Below are 24,659 nucleotides of genomic sequence, written 5' to 3' on the forward strand. Positions count from 1 at the left end.
GTCGAGTGAGTGCATTTCAACAGCCAGACCCCAGGGACCGCCCCGCGCGGCTCACCGTCGGCGTCGTCGGCGCCGGCCGCGTGGGCCCCGCGCTCGCCGCGTCCCTCCAGCTCGCCGGACACCGCCCGGTGGCCGTCTCCGGAGTCTCCGACGCCTCCAGACGGCGCGCCGCGCAGCTGCTCCCCGACGTACCGCTCGTGCCGCCCGCCGAGGTCCTCCGGCGCGCCGAGCTGGTGCTGCTCACCGTCCCGGACGACAGCCTGCCCGGCCTTGTCACCGGGCTCGCCGAGACCGGGGCCGTACGGCCGGGGCAGCTGCTGGTGCACACCTCCGGACGGTACGGCGCGAAGGTGCTGGACCCGGCCCTGCGCGCGGGCGGGCTGCCGCTGGCCCTGCACCCGGCGATGACCTTCACCGGCACCGCCGTGGACGTCCAGCGGCTGGCCGGCTGCCCGTTCGGCGTCACCGCGCCCGACGAGCTGAGGCTGGCCGCGGAAGCCCTCGTCATCGAGATGGGCGGCGAACCCGAGTGGATCGCCGAGGACATGCGGCCGCTGTACCACGCGGCGCTCGCGCTCGGCGCCAACCACCTGGTCACGCTGGTCGCCCAGTCCATGGAGCTGCTCCGCGAGGCAGGCGTCGCGGCCCCCGACCGGATGCTCGGCCCGCTGCTGGGCGCCGCCCTCGACAATGCCCTGCGCTCCGGCGACGCGGCCCTCACCGGCCCTGTCGCGCGAGGGGACGCCGGCACGGTCGCCGCGCACGTCACGGAGCTGCGCAAGCACGCCCCGCAGGCCGTCTCCGGCTATCTGGCGATGGCCCGCGCGACCGCCGACCGGGCGCTCGCCCACGGGCTGCTGAAACCGGAGCTCGCCGAGGACCTCCTCGGGGTACTCGCCAACGGGACCGACGGCGCCGAGGGAGAGGCCCGATGACCACCACCCTGCTGCGCACCGCCGCCGAGCTGCACGCGCGGGAGCGCACCGGCCGCCGTGCCGTCGTGATGACCATGGGCGCCCTGCACGAGGGCCACGCCACGCTCGTCCGCACCGCGCGCGAGATCGCCGGAACGGACGGCGAGGTCGTCGTCACCGTCTTCGTGAACCCGCTGCAGTTCGGCGCGGGCGAGGACCTCGACCGCTACCCGCGCACCTTGGACGCCGACCTCAAGATCGCCGAACAGTCGGGCGCGGACGTCGTGTTCGCGCCCTCGGCCGACGAGGTCTACCCGGGCGGCGAGCCCCAGGTGCGCATCAGCGCGGGCCCCATGGGCGAGCGCCTGGAGGGCGCCTCGCGCCCCGGCCACTTCGACGGCATGCTCACCGTCGTCGCCAAGCTGCTGCACCTCACCCGCCCCGACGTGGCCCTGTACGGCCAGAAGGACGCCCAGCAGCTCGCCCTGATCCGCCGCATGGTGCAGGACCTGAACTTCGGCGTCGAGATCGTCGGCGTACCGACCGTCCGCGAGGACGACGGCCTGGCCCTGTCCAGCCGCAACCGCTACCTCTCGCCCCAGGAGCGGCGCACGGCGCTCGCGCTGTCCCGCGCGCTGTTCGCGGGCCGCGACCGGCACGCCGCGCAGGAGGCGCTGCGCGCGCGGGCGCGCGAAGTGCCCGCCACGCGGGCGCGTGCCGAGGCGCTCAGCGCCATAGGGGAGTCCCGCGCGGCGGCCGACGCGCACGCCGTCTCCAAGGCCGCGCCGGGCTCCGCGACAGCCGTCCGCGCGGCCGCCCGCCTGGTCCTCGACGAGGCCGCCCGCCTCGACCCGCCGCTCGCCCTGGACTACCTCGCCCTCGTCGACCCGGCGGACTTCACGGAGATCACCGATCTCAAGGACGACTTCACCGGCGAGGCCGTCCTCGCCGTCGCCGCCCGGGTCGGGACGACCCGGCTGATCGACAACATTCCCCTCACCTTCGGAGCCGCCTCGTGACCAGCACAGGCATACGACTGCACGCGCCCGCGCCAGGGTGGTCCATCACCGCGGACGTGGTGGTCGTCGGCTCCGGCGTCGCCGGCCTGACCGCGGCCCTGCGCTGCGAGGCCGCCGGCCTGAAGACCGTCGTCGTCACCAAGGCCCGCCTCGACGACGGCTCCACCCGCTGGGCGCAGGGCGGCATCGCCGCGGCTCTGGGCGAGGGCGACACGCCCGAACAGCACCTGGACGACACGCTGGTGGCGGGCGCGGGCCTGTGCGACGAGACGGCCGTACGGATCCTTGTGACCGAGGGACCCGACGCCGTACGCCGGCTCATCGAGACGGGCGCCCACTTCGACGAGTCCGAGGAAGGCGGCCTGGAACTCACCCGCGAGGGCGGCCACCACCGCCGCCGCATCGCGCACGCCGGCGGCGACGCGACCGGCGCGGAGATCTCCCGCGCGCTCGTCGAGGCGGTACGCGCGCGTGGCCTGCGCACGATCGAGAACGCGCTGGTGCTGGACCTGCTGACGGACGCCGACGGCCGTACGGCGGGCGTGACCCTGCACGTCATGGGCGAGGGCCAGCACGACGGCGTGGGCGCTGTGCACGCCCCCGCCGTGGTCCTCGCGACCGGCGGCATGGGCCAGGTCTTCTCGGCGACCACCAACCCGTCGGTGTCGACGGGCGACGGCGTGGCGCTCGCCCTGCGCGCGGGCGCGGAGGTCAGCGACCTCGAGTTCGTCCAGTTCCACCCGACCGTGCTGTTCCTCGGGCCGGACGCCGAGGGCCAGCAGCCGCTCGTCTCCGAGGCGGTACGCGGTGAGGGCGCCCACCTGGTCGACGCCGCCGGCGTGCGTTTCATGGTCGGCCGGCACGAACTGGCCGAACTGGCGCCCCGGGACATCGTCGCCAAGGGCATCATGCGCCGCATGCAGGAGCAGGACGCCGAGCACATGTTCCTCGACGCCCGGCACTTCGGCGCCGACATGTGGGAGCACCGCTTCCCGACCATCCTCGCCGCCTGCCGCGCCCACGGCATCGATCCGGTCCACGAGCCCATCCCGATCGCCCCGGCCGCCCACTACGCCTCCGGCGGCGTCCGCACCGACTCCCACGGCCGGACGACCGTCCCCGGCCTGTACGCGTGCGGCGAGGTCGCCTGCACCGGCGTGCATGGCGCCAACCGGCTCGCCTCGAACTCCCTCCTGGAGGGCCTGGTCTACGCCGAGCGCATCGTGACGGACATCGTGGCGGCCGGGCCGGCGAGCGCCCCCCACGCGCGCGTGCCCGAGCCGGTCCCGTACCCCGAGACGCCCGCGCACCCCCTCCTCGAACCCGAGGCCCGCTTCGCGATCCAGCGGATCATGACGCTGGGCGCGGGCGTGCTGCGCTCGGCACGGTCCCTGGCCACCGCCGCCGACGGCCTCCAGAAGCTGCACGCCGACGCCCGCGACGCCCTCGACGAGAACGGCAAGACCGCCGAGCCCGGCGTCGACACCTGGGAGGCCACCAACCTCCTGTGCGTGGCCCGCGTCCTGGTCGCCGCGGCACAGCTGCGCGACGAGACCCGCGGCTGCCACTGGCGCGAGGACCGCGCCGACCGCGCCGACACGACATGGCGCCGGCACATCGTCGTACGGCTGAATCCGGACCGCACGCTGGCCGTACACACCACGGACACCGCAGACTTCCCCCCGACCCGGCAGCCCCGCCCCCAGGAGCAGTGACAGCAGTGAGTACCCCCGACCTTCCCCTCGCCCCGACCGGCGGCTGCGGCGACGACTGCGCCTGCGGTGCCGGTGACGGCTACGAAGAGTACGCAGAGTGCGGTCTCGACCCCGCGCTCGCCCAGCTCCTGGCCGACGCGGGCCTCGACCCCGTGGAGGTCGAGGACATCGCCAACGTCGCCATCCAGGAGGACCTCGACCACGGCGTGGACGTGACGACGGTCGCGACCATCCCCGAGGACGCCGTCGCCACCGCCGACTTCGTCGCGCGCGAGGCGGGCGTCGTGGCGGGCCTCAGGGTCGCCGAAGCGGTGATGTCGGTGGTCTGCGAGGACGAGTTCGAGGTCGAGCGGCACGCGGAGGACGGCGACCTCGTGGAGGCCGGCCAGAAGCTCCTGTCGGTCACCACGCGCACGCGTGACCTGCTCACCGCGGAGCGCAGCGCGCTGAACATCCTGTGCCGGCTGTCGGGCATCGCGACGGCCACGCGCGCGTGGGCGGACGCGCTGGAGGGCACGAAGGCGAAGGTCCGGGACACGCGGAAGACGACACCGGGGCTGAGGTCGCTGGAGAAGTACGCGGTGCGCTGCGGGGGCGGCGTGAACCACCGCATGTCGCTCTCGGACGCAGCCCTGGTCAAGGACAACCACGTGGTCGCCGCGGGCGGTGTCGCCCAGGCCTTCAAGGCCGTACGGGAGGCCTTCCCGGACGTGCCGATCGAGGTCGAGGTCGACACCCTGCACCAGCTGCGCGAGGTCGTGGACGTGGGCGCCGACCTGATCCTGCTGGACAACTTCACGCCGGGCGAGTGCGAGGAGGCGGTGGCCCTGGTGCACGGCCGGGCGGCGCTGGAGGCGTCGGGCCGCCTGACGCTGGAGAACGCCAAGGCGTACGCGGACACCGGCGTCGACTACCTGGCCGTAGGTGCCCTCACCCACTCCTCGCCGATCCTGGACGTCGGCCTGGACCTGCGCGGGGCGGAGTAAGAGCGATGCTCCTCACGATCGACGTAGGCAACACGCACACCGTCCTGGGCCTGTTCGACGGCGAGGACATCGTCGAGCACTGGCGCATCTCCACGGACGCGCGCCGCACGGCCGACGAACTGGCGGTGCTCCTGCAGGGCCTGATGGGCATGCACCCGCTCCTCGGGGACGAGCTGGGCGACGGCATCGACGGCATCGCGATCTGCGCGACGGTCCCCTCGGTGCTGCACGAACTCCGTGAGGTGACCCGGCGCTACTACGGCGACGTGCCGGCCGTCCTCGTCGAACCGGGCGTGAAGACGGGCGTGCCGATCCTGACGGACAACCCGAAGGAGGTCGGCGCGGACCGCATCATCAACGCGGTCGCCGCGGTCGAGCTCTACGGCGGTCCCGCGATCGTCGTCGACTTCGGTACGGCGACGACGTTCGACGCGGTCTCCGCGCGCGGGGAGTACGTCGGCGGGGTCATCGCGCCCGGCATCGAGATCTCGGTCGAGGCGCTGGGCGTCAAGGGCGCGCAGCTCCGCAAGATCGAGGTGGCGCGGCCGCGGAGCGTGATCGGCAAGAACACGGTCGAGGCGATGCAGGCGGGCATCATCTACGGGTTCGCGGGGCAGGTTGACGGCGTCGTCGGCCGGATGGCCCGCGAACTGGCGGAGGACCCGGACGACGTGACGGTGATCGCGACGGGTGGGCTGGCGCCGATGGTTCTGGGCGAGTCCTCGGTGATCGACGAGCACGAGCCGTGGCTGACGCTGATCGGGCTGCGACTGGTGTACGAGCGGAACGTGTCACGCATGTGACGGCCCGCCCCGGAGCGGCCGCACCTCGGTCGATCCGGACCCGGGTCACCCCCAGCCGAGTGGCTCCCGCGCCACACCCGTTGTCCTGTGCCTCGTTTGTCTGATTAGCGCGTATCGTCGCCGCATGCCCACGCCATACGGATCCCGCGGCGGCATGGCGTTCGGCGCGGAGGAGCTGCGCGTGCTCCGCCGTGCTCTCGCCCTTGCCCTCAACCCGACCCCTGCCTCGGCCGAGGACGTCCAGGACTGCCTTCGCCTCGCCGAGTCCCTCGACGAGGCGATGCGCGAGGGCGCCCGGCTGCGTGCCTTCCTGGTGGCCGACCTCGCCCGGTACCGCGCCGCCCTTCCCGGCACCGCCGCCGGTTATCTGGCCCTCCTGGAGGAGGCGCTGGGCGCGGGGTACCGCCCGAACCCGGACGACCTCGCCGCACTCCAGGCGCTGCGCGGCAACCCCGTCGCGGCCGCCCTGCTGAACCGCTGCCAGATGCTCGCCGAACAGGGCGTCTGTGCCCGTCTCGCGCGCGGTACGGCCCGCCAGGTCACCCCGGCCACCGCGACCGTCCCCGCATCCCGTACACGCCTCCTGGCCCTTCCTGGAGGCATTTCCGGCGCCTCGTCCCGGGACCAGGACCCCGCCAAGCGGCCGGAGAAGAAACCCGCGGAGAAGCCGGCCGCCCCCAAGCCCGCCCCCGCCGAGCCCAAGCCGTCCCGCCCCATCCCCACCCCCGGCGAGGTCTTCCCGCGCCGCAGACCGGCGACCCCGCCACCCGCGGCCCCACCCCAGCAACTCGCCGCAGGCTGAGCCCCCACCCCTGACCGCCGACCACCCTCTGGCTACCCTGGACGCATGGACTACGTCTCCGCGCTCCTGCCCCCGGTCGTCATGGCCGCGCTCTTCATCGGTGTGATCAGGGTGATCGTGAAGACCCAGGGCGGGGCCAACAAGGCCAAGGAGGACGCGGCCGTCGACGCCGCTCTCGCGCGCGCGGAGGGGGCCCGTCAGGCCTCCGCCGCGCCGGACGCCTGACACCGGCGGCCGCCCGCAGCACCGGCGTAGGACTCCCGCGCCCACCGCGCTTTCGGGTCGTACGCCCTTTTTGTTGCCGTTTGTCGGTGAAGTGCACGTTCGGCACGCCAATACCGAGATCTCCCACTATTGTGTCGAGTTGTGCCTCGCCCATTGGGAGAACTCGAAGACGCGGTCATGACGCGGGTGTGGAAGTGGAACCGCCCGGTGACCGTTCGAGAAGTCCTGGAAGATCTCCAGCAGGAACGGTCCATCGCGTACACCACGGTGATGACCGTTTTGGACAATCTTCATCAGAAGGGCTGGGTACGCCGCGAAGCGGAAGGCCGGGCCTATCGATATGAGGCGGTCTCCACCCGCGCCGCCTACGCCGCCGCCCTGATGAACGACGCCTGGTCCCAGAGCGACAACCCCGCCGCCGCTCTCGTCGCCTTCTTCGGGATGATGAGCGACGAACAGCGCCACGCCTTGCGGGACGCCGTACGCATCGTCCAGGGACCGGATACGCCGGATACGGCCGGTACGGAGAACCCTGACTCGGCGGCGGAGGGCGGCGGGCGATAGCGTCCGCTCATGTCAGCAGAGAGCCACTCCGCCGAGAGCTCCTCGGCGGAGAGCCCAGAAGTCACCGCAAAAGCCCTCACCGTCCGCCGCGCCCGCACCAGCGATGTCCCGGCCGTGCGCCGTCTCCTTGACGAGTACGTCCGCGCTCGCATCCTGCTCGACAAAGCCACGGTGACGCTTTACGAGGACATCCAGGAGTTCTGGGTCGCGGAACGGGACGACAACGGCGAGGTGGTCGGCTGCGGCGCCCTGCACGTGATGTGGGAAGACCTCGCGGAAGTGCGCACTCTCGCCGTGAAGCCCGGCCTCAAGGGTGCCGGTGTCGGGCATCGCGTTCTGGAGAAGTTGCTGCAGACCGCGCGCTGGCTCGGCGTTCGTCGCGTTTTCTGTCTCACCTTCGAAGTGGACTTCTTCGGCAAGCACGGCTTCGTCGAGATCGGCGAGACGCCCGTTGACACCGATGTCTACGCGGAGCTGCTGCGTTCCTATGACGAGGGCGTGGCGGAGTTCCTCGGTCTCGAACGAGTGAAACCGAACACCTTGGGCAACAGCCGCATGCTTCTGCACCTGTGATCGCCAAGGCATATTCCGCCGAGCACCCCTGCCCGGGTTCCCTATGTCCGAAACGCGCATGTTTCCGGGCCGGGGCCGGGGAGCAGGTCTCTCCCAGGGGTTTGTGTTTTTCAAGCAAAAGCGGTTTGCTTTCCGACGTACTGCAGTACTGCATATAACAGGGGACGGCGAAACGGCGGACGCCGCAGACCCCGGCCCTGAAGTTATCGATGAAAGGAAATCCGGTGGCACAGAAGGTTCAGGTCCTTCTTGTCGACGACCTCGACGGCGGCGAGGCGGACGAGACGGTGACGTTCGCGCTGGACGGCAAGACGTACGAGATCGATCTCACGACTGCCAATGCGGACAAGCTCCGTGGTCTTCTCGAGGCTTACGTGAAGGGCGGTCGTCGTACCGGAGGCCGTGCTTCGGGTGGGCGCGGAAAGGCGCGCGTCACGTCCGGCGGCAGCCAGGACACCGCGCAGATCCGCGCGTGGGCCAAGGAGAACGGCTACGAGGTCAACGACCGCGGCCGTGTCCCGGCGTCCATTCGCGAGGCCTACGAGAAGGCCAACGCCTGATCGCGAGGCCTGAAGGCCTTGACGGTTCGAGCGGTTCTACGGCCGGGCGCACGCGCGCCGCAGCCGGAGGCGGTGGCAGTGCGTGGCCACCGTGTGCAGAACCCGTACGAGATCGGGGGCGCCCCCAACGCCTCCCATGGCCGACAGCGTCGGCAGCGAGGCCTCGACCTCGCACCCCGGCTCGGGGGGCCGCAGCCACACGGCGGCCCCCTGCAAGGCACCGGAGCGGCCCAGGGGAAGCGGCCGCCCTCCGGTCTGCCCCGCCGCACAGGAATACCGCGCGACCGCGGCCTGCCCCACGGCCGTCAGCCCGTCCGGATGCGGCGCCGCGGGACGCCGTACGACCGCGCCCGGCCCCGGCTCCGGAGGCAGTGGCGCGTCCATGGTCCCGCCCTCGCCGATCGCCGTCAGGTCGACGGCCAGCTTGCCCCACTCCAGCCAGTCCAGCACCGTCGGCAGGTCGTCCGCGCTGCCCGCGGCCATCAGGATCCGCAACCGGCCGGCCTGGACGGCCACCGGGGAACCCGGCAGCAGATGGCGCAGGGCGGCGTGGCCCGCCTCGGCGGGGACGTCCAGGACGTCGTAGTGCACGCCCACGGAAAGTCGTACCGGAGTGTCCGGCCTCCCGGGCACCGTCGGCCAGCCCAGTTCGTTCTCGTACCAGCGGCGGATCCCGTCGCTGGGATGGTCGGGATCGACAGGGCGGCGGGGAAGGGGGACCGTGGTGACCGTGGGAAGGGTGCCAACCATGCCAAGTGCAACCGTCGGAAAGGCGTGCGAGTTACGCTGAGTGCTCTCGCGGATGCGCAGAGTGCCGGAAAAGGGTGCGTGCGGGGGCGCGGCGGGACGCAAGGATGTTCGCCCGTAGCGGAGGGAACCGGTGCGCGCGGCATGGAGTGTCAGTCCCAGCGGGTAAGACATCCCTAGTGGGAGGGGTCGACACGCAGATCAGGCCGTCTCACGTTCGCCATCGGCGTACTGATGACGGGGATAACTGCCTGGCCTGCGGGAACATCGTCTCGCACCATCGGGTTGGAGCAGATGTCGGCGTTCGGGGTCAGGAGGCCATCGACGGTGTCGGCAGTTGGAATGAGCGGTCCCCGCTTGCGGGACTAAGCTGCGGAAGGACAGGGAGGGGAAGTTCCCCCCACTGCCTGACCGCTCTGAGGAGCGATTAACGATGTTCGAGAGGTTCACCGACCGCGCGCGGCGGGTTGTCGTCCTGGCTCAGGAAGAAGCCCGGATGCTCAACCACAACTACATCGGCACCGAGCACATCCTCCTGGGCCTGATCCACGAGGGTGAGGGTGTCGCCGCCAAGGCCCTTGAGAGCCTCGGGATTTCGCTCGAGGCGGTCCGCCAGCAGGTGGAGGAGATCATCGGGCAGGGGCAGCAGGCCCCGTCCGGGCACATCCCCTTCACCCCCCGTGCCAAGAAGGTCCTGGAGCTGTCGCTCCGCGAGGCCCTTCAGCTGGGCCACAACTACATCGGCACGGAGCACATCCTGCTCGGCCTGATCCGCGAGGGCGAGGGCGTCGCCGCCCAGGTCCTGGTCAAGCTGGGCGCAGATCTCAACCGGGTGCGGCAGCAGGTCATCCAGCTGCTCTCCGGTTACCAGGGCAAGGAGACCGCCACCGCCGGCGGGCCTGCCGAGGGCACCCCCTCGACGTCCCTGGTCCTCGACCAGTTCGGCCGGAACCTCACCCAGGCCGCTCGTGAGTCCAAGCTCGACCCGGTCATCGGGCGCGAGAAGGAGATCGAGCGGGTCATGCAGGTGCTGTCCCGCCGTACGAAGAACAACCCGGTCCTGATCGGTGAGCCCGGCGTCGGCAAGACCGCCGTCGTCGAGGGCCTGGCCCAGGCCATCGTCAAGGGCGAGGTGCCCGAGACCCTCAAGGACAAGCACCTCTACACCCTGGACCTCGGCGCCCTGGTCGCCGGCTCCCGCTACCGCGGTGACTTCGAGGAGCGCCTGAAGAAGGTCCTCAAGGAGATCCGCACCCGCGGCGACATCATCCTGTTCATCGACGAGCTGCACACGCTGGTCGGTGCGGGTGCCGCCGAGGGCGCCATCGACGCCGCTTCGATCCTGAAGCCGATGCTGGCCCGCGGTGAGCTCCAGACCATCGGTGCCACCACCCTGGACGAGTACCGCAAGCACCTGGAGAAGGACGCGGCCCTCGAGCGCCGCTTCCAGCCCATCCAGGTCGCCGAGCCGTCCCTGCCGCACACGATCGAGATCCTCAAGGGACTCCGTGACCGGTACGAGGCCCACCACCGCGTCTCCATCACGGACGAGGCGCTGGTCCAGGCCGCCACCCTGGCCGACCGGTACATCTCGGACCGCTTCCTGCCGGACAAGGCGATCGACCTGATCGACGAGGCCGGTTCCCGGATGCGCATCCGCCGGATGACCGCGCCGCCGGACCTGCGCGAGTTCGACGAGAAGATCGCCGGCGTCCGCCGCGACAAGGAGTCCGCGATCGACTCGCAGGACTTCGAGAAGGCCGCCTCTCTCCGCGACAAGGAGAAGCAGCTCCTGGCCGCCAAGGCCAAGCGGGAGAAGGAGTGGAAGGCCGGCGACATGGACGTCGTCGCCGAGGTCGACGGCGAGCTGATCGCCGAGGTCCTCGCGACCGCCACCGGCATCCCGGTCTTCAAGCTGACCGAGGAGGAGTCCTCGCGCCTGCTGCGCATGGAGGACGAGCTCCACAAGCGGGTCATCGGCCAGGTCGACGCCGTCAAGGCGCTGTCGAAGGCGATCCGTCGTACGCGTGCGGGCCTCAAGGACCCGAAGCGTCCCGGTGGTTCGTTCATCTTCGCCGGTCCGTCCGGTGTCGGTAAGACCGAGCTGTCCAAGGCGCTCGCCGAGTTCCTCTTCGGTGACGAGGACGCGCTGATCTCCCTCGACATGTCGGAGTTCAGCGAGAAGCACACGGTGTCGCGTCTCTTCGGTTCGCCCCCCGGCTACGTGGGCTACGAAGAGGGCGGCCAGCTGACCGAGAAGGTCCGCCGCAAGCCGTTCTCCGTCGTCCTCTTCGACGAGGTCGAGAAGGCCCACCCGGACATCTTCAACTCGCTGCTGCAGATCCTGGAGGACGGTCGCCTGACCGACTCCCAGGGCCGGGTCGTGGACTTCAAGAACACGGTCATCATCATGACGACCAACCTCGGCACCCGGGACATCTCCAAGGGCTTCAACCTGGGCTTCGCGGCCTCGGGTGACAAGAAGACCAACTACGAGCGCATGAAGAACAAGGTCTCGGACGAGCTCAAGCAGCACTTCCGGCCCGAGTTCCTCAACCGCGTCGACGACGTGGTCGTCTTCCCGCAGCTGACCCAGGACGACATCCTCGCGATCGTCGACCTGATGATCGGCAAGGTGGACGAGCGCCTGAAGGACCGGGACATGGGCATCGAGCTCTCCCAGTCCGCCAAGGAACTGCTGTCCAGGAAGGGTTACGACCCGGTGCTGGGTGCGCGTCCGCTGCGTCGCACCATCCAGCGCGAGATCGAGGACTCGCTGTCGGAGAAGATCCTGTTCGGCGAGCTGCGCCCCGGTCACATCGTGGTCGTGGACACCGAGGGCGAGGGCGAGACCCAGACCTTCACCTTCCGCGGTGAGGAGAAGTCGGCGCTGCCCGACGTCCCGCCGATCGAGCAGGCGGCCGGCGGTGCCGGGCCGAACCTGAGCAAGGAGGCCTGACCCTCAGCGGGTTGAGCCGAAGAAAGGGGCCGGTGCTTTCCAGCACCGGCCCCTTTCGCATGCCTGAGAGCGCGGCTTACGACAGCTGGCCGTCGTAGTCCGGCAGCTTGTACGTCTTCTCGGCGTGGCCGCCCGACAGGTCGGTGGCGCTGTTGCCGATGTTCGCGATGATCGTGTAGCCCTTCGACTCGATGGCGACGCGCTGGGCGGTCTTGTACTCGGCGACGTCCTTGAAGAGGTCGATGAAGCTGCGGACGTGGAGGCCGGAGACCCGGTAGCCGACGTTCTTGAGGTTGTAGTCGGTCACCGAGTAGATGATGCCGGGGCGGGCGGTCACGAAGAACAGGGCGACGCCGTGCTCCTGGGCGTACTTGGCGACGTTCAGCACCGGCTTGTTGGCGGGCTGCGGGTAGCTGAAGCCGAAGTCGGTCTCCAGGGTGGTGTTGTCGATGTCGAACACGATCGCCTGCTTCTCGCCCGGCCCGGTGTTCGCGATGCGCTGCTTGAGGTAGGGCAGCGCCTGGTCCATCACGGCCTGGCAGTCCACCTGCCAGGTGGCGTAGTCGACGTCCTCGGCTGCGGCTGCGGCTGCGGCCGTGGCGGTGGCGATGGTGGAGGTGGTGGCCGTCGCGGCCTGGGCGTCGGCGGGCACGGCCATCGCCGTGACGGCGATCGTCGCGACGGCGGTCGTGCCTATGCGGCGCGTCCAGGTGCCTCTGGTCATGTGGGGTCCTCTCGCATCCGAGCGCTGCCTGTGTCGTGGGCATGCTCGTGGGTGGGGATGGCTTGCGGGGAACCAGCGGGTTACCGGACGGTAGTTCACGTTGAGATGTGGCTCATACCACTCGGCGTGTCGTTGTGGCGAGAGTCACACGGAAGTCAGTGGTCCGGTGCCCGCTCGCCGATGTGGTCGATGGCCGCTTGGACGATGCGGGACAAGTCCTCTTCCGTGGGGACGAGTTCGCGGTCAGCGGGCGAGAGCGTCGAGTAGTTGGTCACGGCCAGCGGGTTGGCGCTGGCGTCCAGGGCGAGCTGAACAGCGGCCTTGTTGTGGCGGGTTCCGATGAGGAAGCCGATCGTGCTGTCGTCGCGCTGTGAGTCGCGCACCATCTGGTCGACCACGCTCACGTAGAAGTTGAGCTTGCCGACGTGTTCGGTACTGGCGGCCGACGAAGGCGAAGCCCACGCCCAGTTCGGTGAGGAAGCGGACCATGTTGGCGACGATCGCCTCTTCGAGTTCGTGCTCGGCATGGTGCTCGTCGAGGCCGAGGAAGTCGAGGCGGTACGGATCCCGGGCAAGCTCCTTGAGGCCCGCGGAGTCATCGGGGACAGTCACTTCGAAGTTGGTGGCGGCGGAGCCCTGGGCGAGGTGCAGGCTCTGGTGGATGAAGCGGTCCAGCAGGGCGTGGGACCAGCCGTTGCGAACGGCTTCGGCGGTGTAGAAGTCCAGCTCGGAGCGGGTTTCGAGTTTGTCCATGAGGACGGTGATGTGGCCCCAGGGCAGTTGTCCAACAGGCTGTTGGACAATTGGGTCCGGCCAGGTGCGAGCCATCTTCTGCATGTACATCAGGTTGCTGCGGGAGAAGCCGCGCAGGTTCGGGAAGGCCGCTTTCAGGTCCGCCGCCAGCCTTCCTACGACCTTGGTGCCCCAGCCCTCGTCCTCTTGGCGGGCGAGGATCAGCTTGCCGATCTGCCAGTACATCCGGACGAGTTCGGTGTTCACGGCCCGCTGTGCGCGCAGGCGTGAGCCGGCGACCGTCTCTCTGACCTCGCCGAGGAGATCGCCGTACCAGGACGGCAGGGAACCCAGTTGGGCGGGGACGGCCGCCTCGGACTCCTTGGTGTTCTTGTGCATGGGGTGAGGCTTGCGCAGAAGTGCACGATGTGCAGGCAGGAGCTTGTCAGCAGCTGGGAGTAGAGGGATACGGAGTCCTCGCTGAAGAACCGTACGAGCTCGCGACCGCCTGCCTGCACGTAGAGCATGTTGGCCAGCGTTTCGTGGCCCAGCCGAACGGCCTGTATGTCGTCGAGTTCCAGATTGCCCAGAGCGTAGAGCGTCAGCTCCAAGGCGTCTGTGACGGCCTCCAGCTCGGCCTCGTCCAGCGGCGCCTCGCGTGTCTCGCGCGCCGCACGCTCCACGAGCTGTCGGGCGAGCTTGCGTAACTCCTTCTGGCCGAGCGTGCGCTTCTCGCCCCGGAAGGACACCGGGGCGGACAGCCGTACGGGCTTGTCCACGAGCCCCGCACCCGGACCGCCCTGGGACACGAACAGCTTCTTGATCAACGGCCCGATGGCGCTCGACGCCAGCTTGCCCCCGATGACCGCAGGATCCACTTGGCCTCCCCCTGAGCCCGCTTCTGTGCAGGGCAGCAGAGTAGTCCCCGTCACATCCCGGGGTCCCCCGATCTCGGCGGCCGGTGACATGCCGCACAGGCGATTTGTCCGTTACTAGGGCGGATAGTGGAGAGGGTGGTTCAGGCAAAAGAACTTTTACCCCGGAACTCCGAGACGGTTTTCTGCGTCCTGGGCGGATTCATCCCGGATGGGCTTGATGAGCCTTCTGTGAAGGATAGGTGATTTTTGGGATGAAGTACTAGGTTCCGTCGTAGATCGCGGCTTTTGTGGTTCGTGGGGGTCGGGGTTACCAAGGAATGGCCCACCCGGCGGCCGCTCGCGTCCCGGGTGGTCTTTCTGCCCCCGTCCCCATGAGGTTCCTATGTCTTCGCGCGTCTCGTCCCGCTTCTCCCGTACGTCCATGCTCCGCACCCGCGTGGCTGTCGTGGCCACCGCTGTGGGCGCGTCAGTCGTGTTGGGGGCCGGTGTCGCGTCCGCCGCGGGGAAGACCGCTTCCTGGGTCGACCCGGTGAAGAAGTACAAGCTGTCCGCCGGCTACGCCCAGTCCGGCAGCATGTGGAAGTCCACCCACTCCGGGCAGGACTTCGCCGTGCCGAGCGGTACCGCGGTCGTGGCCACGCATGGCGGCACCGTCGCCAAGGCCGGCGGCAACGGCGCCGGCGACGGGCCGGCGTACGGCAACGCCGTCGTCATCAAGCACGGCAACGGGACCTACTCCCAGTACGCGCACCTCTCGCGCGTCGAGGTGAAGGTCGGCCAGGTCGTCAAGACCGGTCAGCGCGTCGGCCTGTCCGGCAGCACCGGCAACTCCAGTGGCCCGCACCTGCACTTCGAGATCCGTACGACCGCGGACTACGGGTCCTCGATCGACCCCGTCGCCTTCCTGCGCTCCAAGGGCGTGACCCTCTAAGGAGTTCGGCGGCTGCCCATGTGGGCCTGGGTGACCAGGTCCGTCGCGACCTCGAGGATCGCCCTGCGCTTCTCCTCGGGGTCGGCCTCGATGTCCTGCATGACGAACATGCCGGCGTGCATCGTGAACAGGGCGCTGATACAGCGGACCTGGTCGGTCAGGTCCGCGTCCGGGTCGATGATGATGTCCCGCATGCCGAGCATGCGGCTCTTGAACATCTCGCCGATGCTCAACTCCCGTACCGTCGCCTGGTTCTCCTGCATGAAGCGGAACAGCGGGGCCGCGTCGGACAGGGCCTGGCTGTAGCGGCGTACGATCTCCTGCTTGGTCTCCAGGGTGTGGGGCTGCTGTCTGCCCCACTCGATCAGGTCCTCGATCGGTTTCGTCAGGTCCTCGAAGAGGCCGACGAGGATCTCTTCCTTCGTCTTGAAGTGGTAGTACAGGGCCGCTTTCGTGACGTCCAGGCGCTCGGCGATCTCGCGCAGGGAGGTCTTCTCGTAACCCTGCTCGGCGAAGAGCTCGAGCGCTACGTCCTGGATGCGCTGGCGGGTGTTCCCGCGGCGCCGCTGCTTGGTGCCGTCCATGGTGCCACCCATCGTCGTACTCCTCGCGCTTTCCTAAAAACTTACTTGACGCCCGGCTAGTTACGCCTCTACGTTCCCAGTGTAGACAACTAGCCGGGCGGCAAGTAAGTAGCTGGGGGAGTGGGAGTCATGGCGGACACACAGGCGGTCGACACAGGCGCGGAGAAACAGCCGAGGAGCGTACGGGTCGTACTGCTCGCGCTGATGATCACGATGATGCTGGCGATGCTCGACAACATGATCGTGGGTACGGCGATGCCGACGATCGTGGGCGAGCTGGGCGGCCTCGAACACCTGTCGTGGGTCGTGACCGCCTACACGCTCGCCACGGCGGCCTCCACTCCGCTCTGGGGCAAGCTCGGCGACATGCACGGGCGCAAGGGCGTCTTCATGAGCTCGATCGTGCTCTTCCTGATCGGCTCCGTGCTGAGCGGCATGGCCCAGGACATGGGACAGCTCATCGGCTTCCGGGCCGTCCAGGGGCTCGGCGCCGGCGGTCTGATGGTCGGCGTCATGGCGATCATCGGCGATCTGATTCCGCCGCGGGAGCGGGGCAAGTACCAGGGCATGATGGCCGCCGTCATGGCGCTCGCGATGATCGGCGGGCCGCTGGTCGGTGGGACCATCACCGACAACTGGGGCTGGCGCTGGGCCTTCTACATCAACCTGCCGCTCGGTGTGGTGGCGCTCGCCGCGATCAGTGTCGTCCTGCACCTGCCGAAGAAGCGGGCCCAGGCGCGGATCGACTACCTCGGGGCGGCGCTGCTGACGGTCGGCATCACCGCGATCGTGCTCGTCACCACGTGGGGTGGCACGGAGTACGCGTGGACGTCCGCGCGGATCATGGAGCTGACCGGGATCGGGGTCGCCTCGCTGATCGGGTTCGTGTTCTGGCAGACCAAGGCGGCGGAGCCGGTGGTGCCGCTGCACATCTTCCGCAGCCGGAACTTCACGCTGATGTCCGTCATCGGGTTCATCACCGGGTTCGTGATGTTCGGGGCGACGCTGTTCCTGCCGCTGTACCAGCAGTCGGTGCAGGGCGCCTCCGCGACCAACTCCGGGCTACTGCTCCTGCCGATGCTCGGCGCGATGCTGGTCATCTCGATGGTGGCGGGCCGGGTGACCACCAACACCGGGAAGTACAAGGTGTTCCCGGTCGTCGGCAGCGTGGCGATGGTCGCCGGGCTGTACCTGCTGTCGACGATGGACACGGACACCTCGCGGCTCACCTCCGGTGTGTACATGGCCGTCGTCGGTCTCGGCATGGGCTGTCTGATGCAGATCACCATGCTGGTCGCGCAGAACAGCGTCGAGATGAAGGACATGGGCGTCGCGTCCTCGTCGGCGACTCTCTTCCGTACGCTCGGATCGTCGTTCGGCGTCGCGATCATGGGCGCGCTGTTCAACCACCGGGTCCAGGACGTCATGGCCGAGCGGGCCGGGGCGCTGGGCTCCAAGGTGACCGAGACGTCCGCGCAGCTGGACGCGGCGAGCCTGGCGAAGCTGCCGACGGTGGCGCGGGAGGCGTATCAGCACGCGGTGACCGCGGGGACGCACTCGGCGTTTCTGCTGGGTGCTGTCGTGGCGGTGGTCTCGCTGGCGGCGGCGGTGTTCGTGAAGGAGGTGCCGCTCAAGGGGGCGGGACCGAAGGAGGAGGAGGAGCGGGTTCAGATGCCGGTGAGCGAGCCGGTCTGAGACACCTCGTCCAGGGCGGTCACGGCAGCATCGGGTAGCTCCCCGTGTTCGTCGGCGCGTGTTCCGGCAGCCACAGGACGGCCACGGCGCCCTCCGCGGGCACGTGCTCCGGCGCGCCGGCCGGGCGTACGTTGCGGAAGGTCAGCCGGGCGCCCAGGACCCGCGCCTGGCCGGCCGCGATGGTCAGGCCGAGGCCGTGGCCGTGGCCGGCCCGGTCGCTGCTGCCGGTGCGGAAGCGGCTCGGGCCCTCGGCGAGGAGGTTCTCGGGAAAGCCGGGGCCATGGTCGCGGACCCGGATGACACGGCCCTCGACGGTGACCTGGATGGGCGGCCTGCCGTGCCGGGCGGCGTTGGCCAGCAGGTTGAACAGGACGCGTTCCAGGCGGCGCGGGTCGGTCGTGACCTCCGACTCGTGCACCACCCGCACCTCGACGGCCGGGTCCTTCGCCGCCACCCGCCGGGCGACGAACTCGCCCAGCATGATGCCCTGCAGCTCGGCCCGCTCGGACGCCCCGTCCAGCCGGGCCACCTCCAGGACGTCCTCGACGAGCGTGCGCATCGCCTTCGCCCGGTCCAGGACCAGCTCGGTCGGGCGGCCGGGCGGCAGCAGCTCCGCCGCGGTCAGCAGCCCCGTCACCGGTGTGCGCAGCTCGTGCGCGATGTCCGCGGTGACCCGGCGCTCCGCCTCGATGCGCTGCACCAGCGCGTCCGCCATCGAGTCCACCGCGCTCGCCAGGTCGTCGGTCTCGTCCCGCACGACCCCGCCGATGGCGTCCCGCACCCGTACGTCCGTCTCGCCCCTGGCCAGCTGGTGCGCCGCCGCCGCCGCCTTGCGCAGCCGCCGGGACAGCTGCCCGCCGATGAGCACACCGAGCGCGCTGCCGCCCAGCACGACCGCGATGGAGCCGATCACCAGCGCCTGGTCGAGGTCCCGCATCACATCGTCGCCGCGCTCGGTGAACCCGGTGTGCAGGGACAGCACATGCCCGTTCTTGACCGGCACCGCCGCCCAGATGTCCGGCTCGCCGTCCGCGCCGTCGGTCACATAGGTCGCCCGGCGGCCCTCCTCGACCTTGGCCCGCAGTGCCGCCGGCAGATCCGGGTCGTCGATGCCGACGTTCGGGAAGTTCGGCCGGTCGGACTGGTCGAAGTTGAGCTGGGCCAGCTGGATCCGCTCGTCCGCGAGGTCGCGCGCGTTGTCCAGCATCGAGACCCGGGCGGCGTTGTGCACCACCAGGCTCAGCGCGACCGCCACCAGCGCGCCGACCAGCGCGATCGCCGCGCTCAGCTTCCACTTCAGTCCCGTGCGCATGCCGTCGTGGTCCACGCCGGACGGGACGAGACGCCGGAAGATCCCCCGCATACCCCTGCTCAGGCCTTCAACTTGTAGCCGAAGCCGCGGACCGTCTCGATGCGGTCCTGGCCGATCTTCGTACGCAGCCGCTGCACATGGACGTCGACGACGCGGGTGTCCCCGCCCCAGCCGTAGTCCCAGACGCGCTCCAGCAGCTTGTCCCGCGACAGCACCGTGCCGGGCGCCGACGAGAACTCCAGCAGCAGCCGCATCTCGGTCGGGGTGAGCGCCACCGGCTGCCCGGCCCGGCGCACCTCCATGCCCTCGGTGTCGACCTCCAGGTCGCCGAAGGTCAGCATGCCGCCGGCCGCCGCGGCCCCGGCGTCGTCCGCCCGGTCGCCGCCGTTCGCGTGCCCGAACCGGCGCAGTACCGCCCGGATCCGCGCGACCAGCACGGCACCGTCGAACGGCTTGGTGACGTAGTCGTCCGCGCCCGCCTCCAGGCCGAGCACGACGTCGATGGAGTCGGCCCGCGCCGACAGCATGATCACCGGCACGGTCGACTCGTCCCGGATGCGCCGGCACAGGCTCACCCCGTCGAGCCCCGGAACCATGACGTCCAGCAGCGCGATGTCGGGCCGGTCCGCCCGGAACGCCTCCAGCCCCGACAGCCCGTCGGGCATCGCGGTGACCGCGAAACCGTCCCGCTCCAGGGCGAGCTGGGTGGCCTCGCGGATGACGTCGTCGTCCTCGACGAACAGGACGTGGGTCTGGTCTGCCATCCCGCCGCTCTCAGTCCTCGTGTGTCTCACGTATGTCCCAGGTGCTCAGTTACCGGGCTCCGGCGTCGCCTCGTCCGGGACGACAGTGCCGTACTCGCTGTGCGAGAAGTGTGTCTGGACGAAGCGGCCCGCGGTCCAGCGGTAGGTGATCACGTCCTCACCGGACGGGTTCGACACCGGGTCGCCATCCTCGTACAGCTGTTTGGTGACCACCAGGTCGCCGCGGTCGATCTCCGCGTAGACCGGCGGCTGCTCGGCCGTGAACACGTTCACGTACGCGCCGTCCTGCTCGCGATACACATACGAGCCAACACCGACCACGTCCCCGCAGGTCAGCACGTTGACGACGACGTCGTCCGCCGAGCCTCCGGTCATGTTGCCGTAGTACACGTCGACGGGGTACTTGTCGGCGGCGCACGGCTTCAGACCGCGCTTCACCTCCGCCGAGACCCGCGGGTCCCGCTTGACCAGTTCGACCGCGTCGACGCGCTTCGCCGGGGACGCGGAGAGGGAGGCCGACGGTGCCACTACGCCGCCCGCCACGGGATCGGTACGGGCCGGGCCCTCGTCGCGGGCGCCGGTGCCGCCGGTGGCGCACGCCGAGACGAAAAGGGCGAGGGCGGCGAACACGGCCATCGCCGTGAACACCGCCTGATGACTCCCTGGGGCCGGTGCGGTCCCGGGCCGGACGGATCCGCTGCGGTCGGGATCCCCCTCCCCGTGCCCGGTGCCGGTGGCCCTCGTGCCTAGGCCGCGCAACGCTCCCGCTCCTCACGCTCCAGCGCGCGTGCGCCGAGCTCGTCGTCATCCCTGCTCTCCAGCTCCTCGCGGAGCCGGGCGAGCGCCCGGTGCAGCGTGCTCTTGACCGTTCCGGCCGACATGCCGAGGGCGGCGGCCGTCTCCTCCGTGGACATCTGCTCCCAGTGTCGCAGCACCACGACACTGCGCTGCTTGGGAGCCAGCACCTTCATGATGTCCATCAGCAGGGCACGGTCGGCGTGCTGCTCGGTGGCGTCGTCGACCGAGGCGTCCGGGAGCTGCTCGGTCGGCACCTCCTCCAGCTTCCGGGCCCGCCACCACTCGGTCCGGGTGTTGATCATGACCCGGCGCAGATAGGCGTCCGCGAGCCGCTTGTCCGCGATGCCGTCCCAGCGGTGGTACGTCCGCACCAGCGCCGTCTGGAGCAGGTCCTGGGCGTCGACCGGGTCCGGGACCAGCCGGCGGGCGCTGCGCAGCAGCGCGTCCTGCCGGGTGCGGACGTACTCCTCGAACTCGAGCACCTCTCCCTGCGCCATGCTGACCGCCTCCGATTCCCCGTACCCGGAACGGCTGTTCGCCGCCCGTGTGATCCGTGCTCATCCGTGCCTGTCGGGCACGGAGATGAAGCTACGGAGGCGTTGTCACGGGCCTGTCCGAAGCAGCCTGCGGCCAGCGCTCGGCTGTCCGTCGGTTGTGTAACGGAAGCAGGAAAGGGGTAAATGGGAGCGCCGAGTTGGGGTGGTATCGGGTGACCTGGTCGTTGAGGGTGTGGCGGAAGCTGTCACGGGCCTGTCGACCCTGTGATGTGTCTGTGCGTCGGTCCGGCCCGGTACGTCAGCTCTGCGGCAGCCGGTACAGCCCGCCCGCCAGCGGCTCCACCAGACCGTCCGCGACGAGGCCGTCGAGCGCCCGGGCCCGCTGCACCGGCTCGTGCCACACCCGGTCCAGGACCGCCTGCGGCACGGGCGCGTGCGCCTCCCGCAGTACGGCGAGCAGCTTGCCGCGCACCTGGCGGTCGGTCCCCGCGTACGTCTGACCTCGCCGCGGCGGACCGTCGTGCTCCGGCTTGCCCGCGAGGCGCCAGGCACACTGGGCGGCGATGGGACAGCGGTGACAGGACTCGCTCTTGGCGGTGCACACCAGCGCGCCGAGCTCCATCGAGGCGGCGGCCCAGCGCGCGGCGGTCTGCTCGTCGGCGGGCAGCAGCGCGCGGGCGAGCTTGCGCTCGGCGGCGGTGGTGGCGTTCGGCGGGTACTGCACACCGGTGACGGCCCGCGCGAAGACACGGCGGACGTTGGTGTCGAGCACGGCATGCCGCTGCCCGTACGCGAACGACGCCACCGCCGCGGCCGTGTACTCACCGATGCCGGGCAGCGCGAGCAACTGGGCGTGGTCGGTCGGTACGTCGCCGCCGTGCCGTTCCGTTATGGCGACGGCGGCACCGTGCAGCCGCAGCGCGCGGCGTGGGTAGCCGAGCCGGCCCCAGGCGCGCACGGCCTCGCCGGGCGCCTCCTCGGCCAGGTCGGCGGGGCGCGGCCAACGGGCCAGCCACTGCTCGTAGACGGGCAGGACGCGGTTCACCGGCGTCTGCTGCAACATGAACTCACTGACCATCACCCCCCACGGCCCGGCCTCCGGGCGCCGCCACGGCAGATCCCGGGCGTGCTCCTCGAACCAGTCGATGACGGGGGCGTGCAGGCCCTCTCCGAGGGGGAGGGCGTCGCCGGTGCTGCTGTGCGGGGGCTTCGTGGGCGCAGTCATGACGTTCCGATCCTCCCACGCGGGGAGGCCGACCCGGGCGTACCGCCACCCGCCGGGAGGACGACGGCGCCTGACGATCGACAACAGTGCCGACCCGCCGGTCGCTTGTAGCGTCGGGCGGATGGAACGTCCTCGGATCCTGCGGGGCTGTCTGCTCTGGGCGGGGCCGGCACTGCCGGCGCTCACGGCGGACGGGCTCGGCCTGAACGAGCCGCACGGCCTCTGGCCGCAACTGGCAGTACTCGCCGTGCTCGCGGCGGCGGTCACCGTGGCGCGACGGCAGCCGGTGGCGGCCTTCGGCGCGGTTGCCGTCCTTGGCCTGGCCGCCGGCCCCGCCCTGTTCACCGTCTCCTACGGCCCCGCCCTCGCCGTCCGGTCGTCGTGGCGGCGAGCGGGACCGCCGTCACTGTGTGCGGTGTCGGTGATGTCGCGGTAGAGCCCGGCGTCGTCGAAGTCCATGGTCACGGACGGTAGGTGGCGGGCCGATACGGTCACATCCTGCGATCGTCAGGTGCTCCACCTGACGAAAGACAGGGGGTGGGACGGCGTTTCCGGGATGATGATCCGGAAAAGTTGTGGCTGTTGGCGGCGGGTGGGACGGGCGAACCGGCCGATCTCTCGTACAGTTTGCGCCGTGGGATCTCTGCGCAATCCGGTCGGGCCGCTTCCCTCCTCCATCTACTGGCGACGGAGGGCCGTCATGCTGTCCGTGGTCGCCCTGATGGCACTGCTGATCACCTGGGTGCTCACCTCGGGCGGCGGGGGCGGCAAGAACGGCGCCAACGGGTCCGACGACAAGAATCCCTCGCCCTCGACCATCACACCGGGGCCGACCGGTTCCGGGCCGGCGATCAGTCAAGCCCCGGGCGGGCGCGAGGAGTCGACCGGGGGCGGGGATTCCAGCGGGTCGGGGGACGGGGCCGGCGACGGCTCCGGCACAGGCTCTGGCTCCGGTTCCGGGGGCTCCAGCGGGTCGGACGGCTCGGGTGGCGGCACGGCCGGCGGTGGCTCGGGCAGCGGTGTCGGCAGGGACGACACGATTCCGGCGAGCTCTCCGCTGCCCAACTGCACCGTGAGCGCCGTGAAGTTGAGCGTGCGCAGCCTCCACAACGCGTACGAGCCCGGTGAGACGCCCGCGGTGCTGCTGACCGCGACGAACTCCTCCGGCAGCGACTGCAAGGTCGATCTCGGGCCGAAGCACGCGGTGTTGACGATCACTCAGGCGGACAGCGACGACGACTACTGGTCCTCCGCCGACTGCCCCAAGGTCTCCGGCAGCCTGCTGTACCGGGTGCCCGCCGGGAGCAGCATCACGTACACCGTGCAGTGGGACCGCAAGCCGAGCGCTCCCGAGTGCGCGACGCCTCCGGCGGGGGCGGCAGGGGCGGGGACGTATCTGGTGGAGGCACAGGCTCCGGGGTTTGCGAAGGCGCAGACGTCGTTCGTGCTGGAGAACGACTAGTAACCGCTGGGGCAGACGCCTGCGTGCCCTAGACGTACCGCTCCAGGATCGACGACTCCGCCAGCCGGGACAGCCCCTCCCGCACACTCCGCGCCCGGGCCTCCCCGACCCCGTCCACGGTCTGCAGGTCATCGACGCTCGCGGCGAGCAGCTTCTGCAGCCCCCCGAAGTGCTCCACCAGCCGGTCGATGATCGCCCCCGGCAGCCGCGGCACCTTGGCCAGCAGCCGGAAGCCCCGCGGGGACACCGCGGAGTCCAGCGCCTCCGGCGAGCCCGTGTAGCCCAGCGCCCGAGCCACCGTCGGGAGTTCGAGGAGCTCCGCGTGGGTGAGGGCGTCCAGTTCGTACAGCGCCTCGTCGACCGTGCGGGAACGCTTCGCCGTCGGCTCGGGGACGTAGTCCCGCACGACCAGCTCACGCTCGGGCTCCACGCCCGCGATCAGCTCGTCGAGCTGGAGGGCCAGCAGCCGCCCGTCGGTGCCCAGCTCCACCACGTACTCGGCGATCTCGGTGGCGATACGCCGCACCATCTCCAGGCGCTGCGCCACCGCGGAGACGTCCCGGACCGTGACGAGGTCCTCGATCTCCAGCGCTGACAACGTTCCCGCGACCTCGTCGAGGCGGAGTTTGTAGCGCTCCAGGGTCGCCAGGGCCTGGTTGGCACGGGACAGGATCGCGGCCGAGTCCTCCAGGACGCGGCGCTGGCCGTCGACGTAGAGGGCGACGAGCCGCATCGACTGTGAGACGGACACCACGGGGAAGCCGACCTGCCTGCTCACCCGGTCCGCCGTGCGGTGCCGCGTGCCCGTCTCCTCCGTGGGGATCGTCGGGTCCGGCACCAGCTGGACGCCGGCGCGCAGGATCTTCGAGAGGTCGGACGAGAGCACGATGCCGCCGTCGAGCTTGCACAGCTCGCGCAGCCGGGTCGACGTGAACTCGACGTCCAGGATGAATCCACCCGTGCACATCGCTTCGACGGTCTTGTCGGAGCCGAGCACGATGAGCCCGCCCGTGTTGCCGCGAAGAATCCGTTCGAGGCCGTCGCGCAGGGCCGTGCCGGGTGCCACGGCGCTCAGTGAGGCGCGCATCAGGCCATCGGCACCGGAGCTCCCACCGGACTTTCCGGGAGCTGCTGCCCGGTCGTTGGCTGCCACTGCACTCCTCCGGTCGCAGGTTCTGGGGTGCTCCCGT

Annotated in this window: 25 protein-coding genes and 1 pseudogene; 15 read left to right on the plus strand and 11 right to left on the minus strand. The window is 70.3% G+C overall.

The features are described from left to right. The first annotated feature begins 5 nt into the window (after positions 1-5). The 10 genes from AQJ91_RS31300 to AQJ91_RS31345 all read left to right on the plus strand — a co-directional run bounded on the left by AQJ91_RS31300 (position 6) and on the right by AQJ91_RS31345 (position 8,161). Positions 6-935, plus strand: coding sequence for a Rossmann-like and DUF2520 domain-containing protein (locus tag AQJ91_RS31300; protein WP_067028207.1), 930 nt, complete (start codon positions 6-8; stop codon positions 933-935). Further along, positions 932-1,933, plus strand: coding sequence for a pantoate--beta-alanine ligase (gene panC, locus AQJ91_RS31305; protein WP_067028208.1), 1,002 nt, complete (start codon positions 932-934; stop codon positions 1,931-1,933). Before AQJ91_RS31300 ends, panC begins: the two co-directional genes overlap by 4 nt. Further along, a complete protein-coding gene (locus tag AQJ91_RS31310; RefSeq protein WP_067028210.1) occupies positions 1,930-3,648 on the plus strand; it encodes an L-aspartate oxidase in 1,719 nt (572 codons plus the stop codon). Before panC ends, AQJ91_RS31310 begins: the two co-directional genes overlap by 4 nt. 5 nt (positions 3,649-3,653) lie before the next feature. Further along, on the plus strand, positions 3,654-4,634 hold the full coding sequence (gene nadC, locus AQJ91_RS31315; RefSeq protein WP_067028212.1) for a carboxylating nicotinate-nucleotide diphosphorylase: 981 nt from the start codon (positions 3,654-3,656) through the stop codon (positions 4,632-4,634). 5 nt (positions 4,635-4,639) lie between these two features. Next, entirely contained in the window at positions 4,640-5,437 is a 798-nt protein-coding gene (locus tag AQJ91_RS31320; protein ID WP_067028214.1) for a type III pantothenate kinase, read from the plus strand. 154 nt (positions 5,438-5,591) lie between these two features. Further along, on the plus strand, positions 5,592-6,239 hold the full coding sequence (locus tag AQJ91_RS31325; RefSeq protein WP_067028216.1) for a hypothetical protein: 648 nt from the start codon (positions 5,592-5,594) through the stop codon (positions 6,237-6,239). Positions 6,240-6,284: 45 nt separating this feature from the next. Next, the gene (locus AQJ91_RS31330; protein WP_067028218.1) at positions 6,285-6,464 is read left to right on the plus strand and encodes a hypothetical protein; all 180 of its coding nucleotides are present in this window, start codon (positions 6,285-6,287) and stop codon (positions 6,462-6,464) included. Positions 6,465-6,617: 153 nt separating this feature from the next. After that, positions 6,618-7,028, plus strand: coding sequence for a BlaI/MecI/CopY family transcriptional regulator (locus AQJ91_RS31335; protein ID WP_079085342.1), 411 nt, complete (start codon positions 6,618-6,620; stop codon positions 7,026-7,028). Positions 7,029-7,037: 9 nt separating this feature from the next. Then, positions 7,038-7,601, plus strand: coding sequence for an amino-acid N-acetyltransferase (locus tag AQJ91_RS31340; protein ID WP_067028222.1), 564 nt, complete (start codon positions 7,038-7,040; stop codon positions 7,599-7,601). Positions 7,602-7,825: 224 nt separating this feature from the next. Beyond that, a complete protein-coding gene (locus AQJ91_RS31345; RefSeq protein ID WP_067028224.1) occupies positions 7,826-8,161 on the plus strand; it encodes a histone-like nucleoid-structuring protein Lsr2 in 336 nt (111 codons plus the stop codon). Between the two features lie 36 nt (positions 8,162-8,197). On the opposite strand, the gene AQJ91_RS31350 is transcribed toward AQJ91_RS31345, so the two are convergent. Beyond that, positions 8,198-8,911, minus strand: coding sequence for an SCO3374 family protein (locus AQJ91_RS31350; RefSeq protein WP_067028226.1), 714 nt, complete (start codon positions 8,909-8,911; stop codon positions 8,198-8,200). A gap of 430 nt (positions 8,912-9,341) precedes the next feature. Between AQJ91_RS31350 and AQJ91_RS31355 the strand changes: the two genes are divergently transcribed. Beyond that, positions 9,342-11,867: an ATP-dependent Clp protease ATP-binding subunit gene (locus AQJ91_RS31355; RefSeq protein WP_067028228.1), complete on the plus strand. Its 2,526-nt coding sequence runs from the start codon at positions 9,342-9,344 to the stop codon at positions 11,865-11,867. 76 nt (positions 11,868-11,943) lie between these two features. Here AQJ91_RS31355 and AQJ91_RS31360 read toward each other — a convergent pair whose 3' ends face one another. From AQJ91_RS31360 to AQJ91_RS56210, 3 genes and pseudogenes are all read right to left on the minus strand, one after another. Further along, on the minus strand, positions 11,944-12,591 hold the full coding sequence (locus tag AQJ91_RS31360; RefSeq protein ID WP_067028229.1) for an HAD family acid phosphatase: 648 nt from the start codon (positions 12,589-12,591) through the stop codon (positions 11,944-11,946). A gap of 155 nt (positions 12,592-12,746) precedes the next feature. Then, positions 12,747-13,590, minus strand: a pseudogene (locus tag AQJ91_RS31365) (PDDEXK nuclease domain-containing protein). After that, positions 13,587-14,201, minus strand: coding sequence for an NACHT N-terminal Helical domain 1-containing protein (locus AQJ91_RS56210; protein ID WP_234383107.1), 615 nt, complete (start codon positions 14,199-14,201; stop codon positions 13,587-13,589). The pseudogene AQJ91_RS31365 and the gene AQJ91_RS56210 overlap by 4 nt, the downstream one beginning before the upstream one ends. A gap of 382 nt (positions 14,202-14,583) precedes the next feature. Between AQJ91_RS56210 and AQJ91_RS31375 the strand changes: the two genes are divergently transcribed. Further along, positions 14,584-15,132, plus strand: a complete 549-nt coding sequence (locus AQJ91_RS31375; RefSeq protein WP_067028233.1) for a M23 family metallopeptidase — start codon at positions 14,584-14,586, stop codon at positions 15,130-15,132. Here the strand turns inward: AQJ91_RS31375 and AQJ91_RS31380 are convergent. Then, complete coding sequence (locus AQJ91_RS31380) at positions 15,129-15,728, minus strand: TetR/AcrR family transcriptional regulator (RefSeq protein WP_067028235.1); 600 nt, start codon at positions 15,726-15,728, stop codon at positions 15,129-15,131. The genes AQJ91_RS31375 and AQJ91_RS31380 overlap by 4 nt on opposite strands. 117 nt (positions 15,729-15,845) lie before the next feature. Here AQJ91_RS31380 and AQJ91_RS31385 point away from each other — a divergent pair, with 117 nt between their 5' ends. After that, entirely contained in the window at positions 15,846-17,411 is a 1,566-nt protein-coding gene (locus AQJ91_RS31385; protein ID WP_067028238.1) for an MDR family MFS transporter, read from the plus strand. A gap of 19 nt (positions 17,412-17,430) precedes the next feature. On the opposite strand, the gene cseC is transcribed toward AQJ91_RS31385, so the two are convergent. From cseC to AQJ91_RS31410, 5 genes are all read right to left on the minus strand, one after another. Then, positions 17,431-18,774, minus strand: coding sequence for a two-component system sensor histidine kinase CseC (gene cseC / locus AQJ91_RS31390; protein WP_067028240.1), 1,344 nt, complete (start codon positions 18,772-18,774; stop codon positions 17,431-17,433). Between the two features lie 8 nt (positions 18,775-18,782). Continuing rightward, positions 18,783-19,487, minus strand: coding sequence for a two-component system response regulator CseB (cseB, locus tag AQJ91_RS31395; protein ID WP_067028242.1), 705 nt, complete (start codon positions 19,485-19,487; stop codon positions 18,783-18,785). Positions 19,488-19,532: 45 nt separating this feature from the next. After that, on the minus strand, positions 19,533-20,123 hold the full coding sequence (locus tag AQJ91_RS31400) for a hypothetical protein (RefSeq protein ID WP_067028303.1): 591 nt from the start codon (positions 20,121-20,123) through the stop codon (positions 19,533-19,535). A 110-nt stretch (positions 20,124-20,233) separates the two neighbouring features. Continuing rightward, complete coding sequence (locus AQJ91_RS31405; protein WP_067028245.1) at positions 20,234-20,782, minus strand: SigE family RNA polymerase sigma factor; 549 nt, start codon at positions 20,780-20,782, stop codon at positions 20,234-20,236. A gap of 298 nt (positions 20,783-21,080) precedes the next feature. Beyond that, complete coding sequence (locus AQJ91_RS31410) at positions 21,081-22,007, minus strand: HhH-GPD family protein (RefSeq protein WP_067028246.1); 927 nt, start codon at positions 22,005-22,007, stop codon at positions 21,081-21,083. Between the two features lie 121 nt (positions 22,008-22,128). Between AQJ91_RS31410 and AQJ91_RS31415 the strand changes: the two genes are divergently transcribed. Then, positions 22,129-22,443, plus strand: coding sequence for a hypothetical protein (locus tag AQJ91_RS31415; RefSeq protein WP_067028248.1), 315 nt, complete (start codon positions 22,129-22,131; stop codon positions 22,441-22,443). A gap of 198 nt (positions 22,444-22,641) precedes the next feature. Then, on the plus strand, positions 22,642-23,469 hold the full coding sequence (locus tag AQJ91_RS31420; protein ID WP_079085345.1) for a hypothetical protein: 828 nt from the start codon (positions 22,642-22,644) through the stop codon (positions 23,467-23,469). A gap of 28 nt (positions 23,470-23,497) precedes the next feature. Here the strand turns inward: AQJ91_RS31420 and disA are convergent, their stop codons facing one another. Beyond that, positions 23,498-24,622, minus strand: coding sequence for a DNA integrity scanning diadenylate cyclase DisA (gene disA, locus AQJ91_RS31425; protein ID WP_067028250.1), 1,125 nt, complete (start codon positions 24,620-24,622; stop codon positions 23,498-23,500). Positions 24,623-24,659 lie beyond the last annotated feature (37 nt).

Source organism: Streptomyces dysideae (genome assembly GCF_001514305.1).
Taxonomy (GTDB): domain Bacteria; phylum Actinomycetota; class Actinomycetes; order Streptomycetales; family Streptomycetaceae; genus Streptomyces; species Streptomyces dysideae.

Bases quoted from the DNA above. Each gene is read 5' to 3' on its own strand.
- panC (WP_067028208.1), top strand. From the start codon at position 932: ATGACCACCACCCTGCTGCGCACCGCCGCCGAGCTGCACGCGCGGGAG.
- AQJ91_RS31320 (WP_067028214.1), top strand. From the start codon at position 4,640: ATGCTCCTCACGATCGACGTAGGCAACACGCACACCGTCCTGGGCCTG.
- AQJ91_RS31325 (WP_067028216.1), top strand. From the start codon at position 5,592: ATGGCGTTCGGCGCGGAGGAGCTGCGCGTGCTCCGCCGTGCTCTCGCC.
- AQJ91_RS31330 (WP_067028218.1), top strand. From the start codon at position 6,285: ATGGACTACGTCTCCGCGCTCCTGCCCCCGGTCGTCATGGCCGCGCTC.
- AQJ91_RS31340 (WP_067028222.1), top strand. From the start codon at position 7,038: ATGTCAGCAGAGAGCCACTCCGCCGAGAGCTCCTCGGCGGAGAGCCCA.
- AQJ91_RS31350 (WP_067028226.1), bottom strand. From the start codon at position 8,911: ATGGTTGGCACCCTTCCCACGGTCACCACGGTCCCCCTTCCCCGCCGC.
- AQJ91_RS31355 (WP_067028228.1), top strand. From the start codon at position 9,342: ATGTTCGAGAGGTTCACCGACCGCGCGCGGCGGGTTGTCGTCCTGGCT.
- AQJ91_RS31360 (WP_067028229.1), bottom strand. From the start codon at position 12,591: ATGACCAGAGGCACCTGGACGCGCCGCATAGGCACGACCGCCGTCGCG.
- AQJ91_RS31375 (WP_067028233.1), top strand. From the start codon at position 14,584: ATGTCTTCGCGCGTCTCGTCCCGCTTCTCCCGTACGTCCATGCTCCGC.
- AQJ91_RS31380 (WP_067028235.1), bottom strand. From the start codon at position 15,728: ATGGGTGGCACCATGGACGGCACCAAGCAGCGGCGCCGCGGGAACACC.
- AQJ91_RS31385 (WP_067028238.1), top strand. From the start codon at position 15,846: ATGGCGGACACACAGGCGGTCGACACAGGCGCGGAGAAACAGCCGAGG.
- cseC (WP_067028240.1), bottom strand. From the start codon at position 18,774: ATGCGGGGGATCTTCCGGCGTCTCGTCCCGTCCGGCGTGGACCACGAC.
- cseB (WP_067028242.1), bottom strand. From the start codon at position 19,487: ATGGCAGACCAGACCCACGTCCTGTTCGTCGAGGACGACGACGTCATC.
- AQJ91_RS31400 (WP_067028303.1), bottom strand. From the start codon at position 20,123: ATGGCCGTGTTCGCCGCCCTCGCCCTTTTCGTCTCGGCGTGCGCCACC.
- AQJ91_RS31405 (WP_067028245.1), bottom strand. From the start codon at position 20,782: ATGGCGCAGGGAGAGGTGCTCGAGTTCGAGGAGTACGTCCGCACCCGG.
- AQJ91_RS31410 (WP_067028246.1), bottom strand. From the start codon at position 22,007: ATGACTGCGCCCACGAAGCCCCCGCACAGCAGCACCGGCGACGCCCTC.
- AQJ91_RS31415 (WP_067028248.1), top strand. From the start codon at position 22,129: ATGGAACGTCCTCGGATCCTGCGGGGCTGTCTGCTCTGGGCGGGGCCG.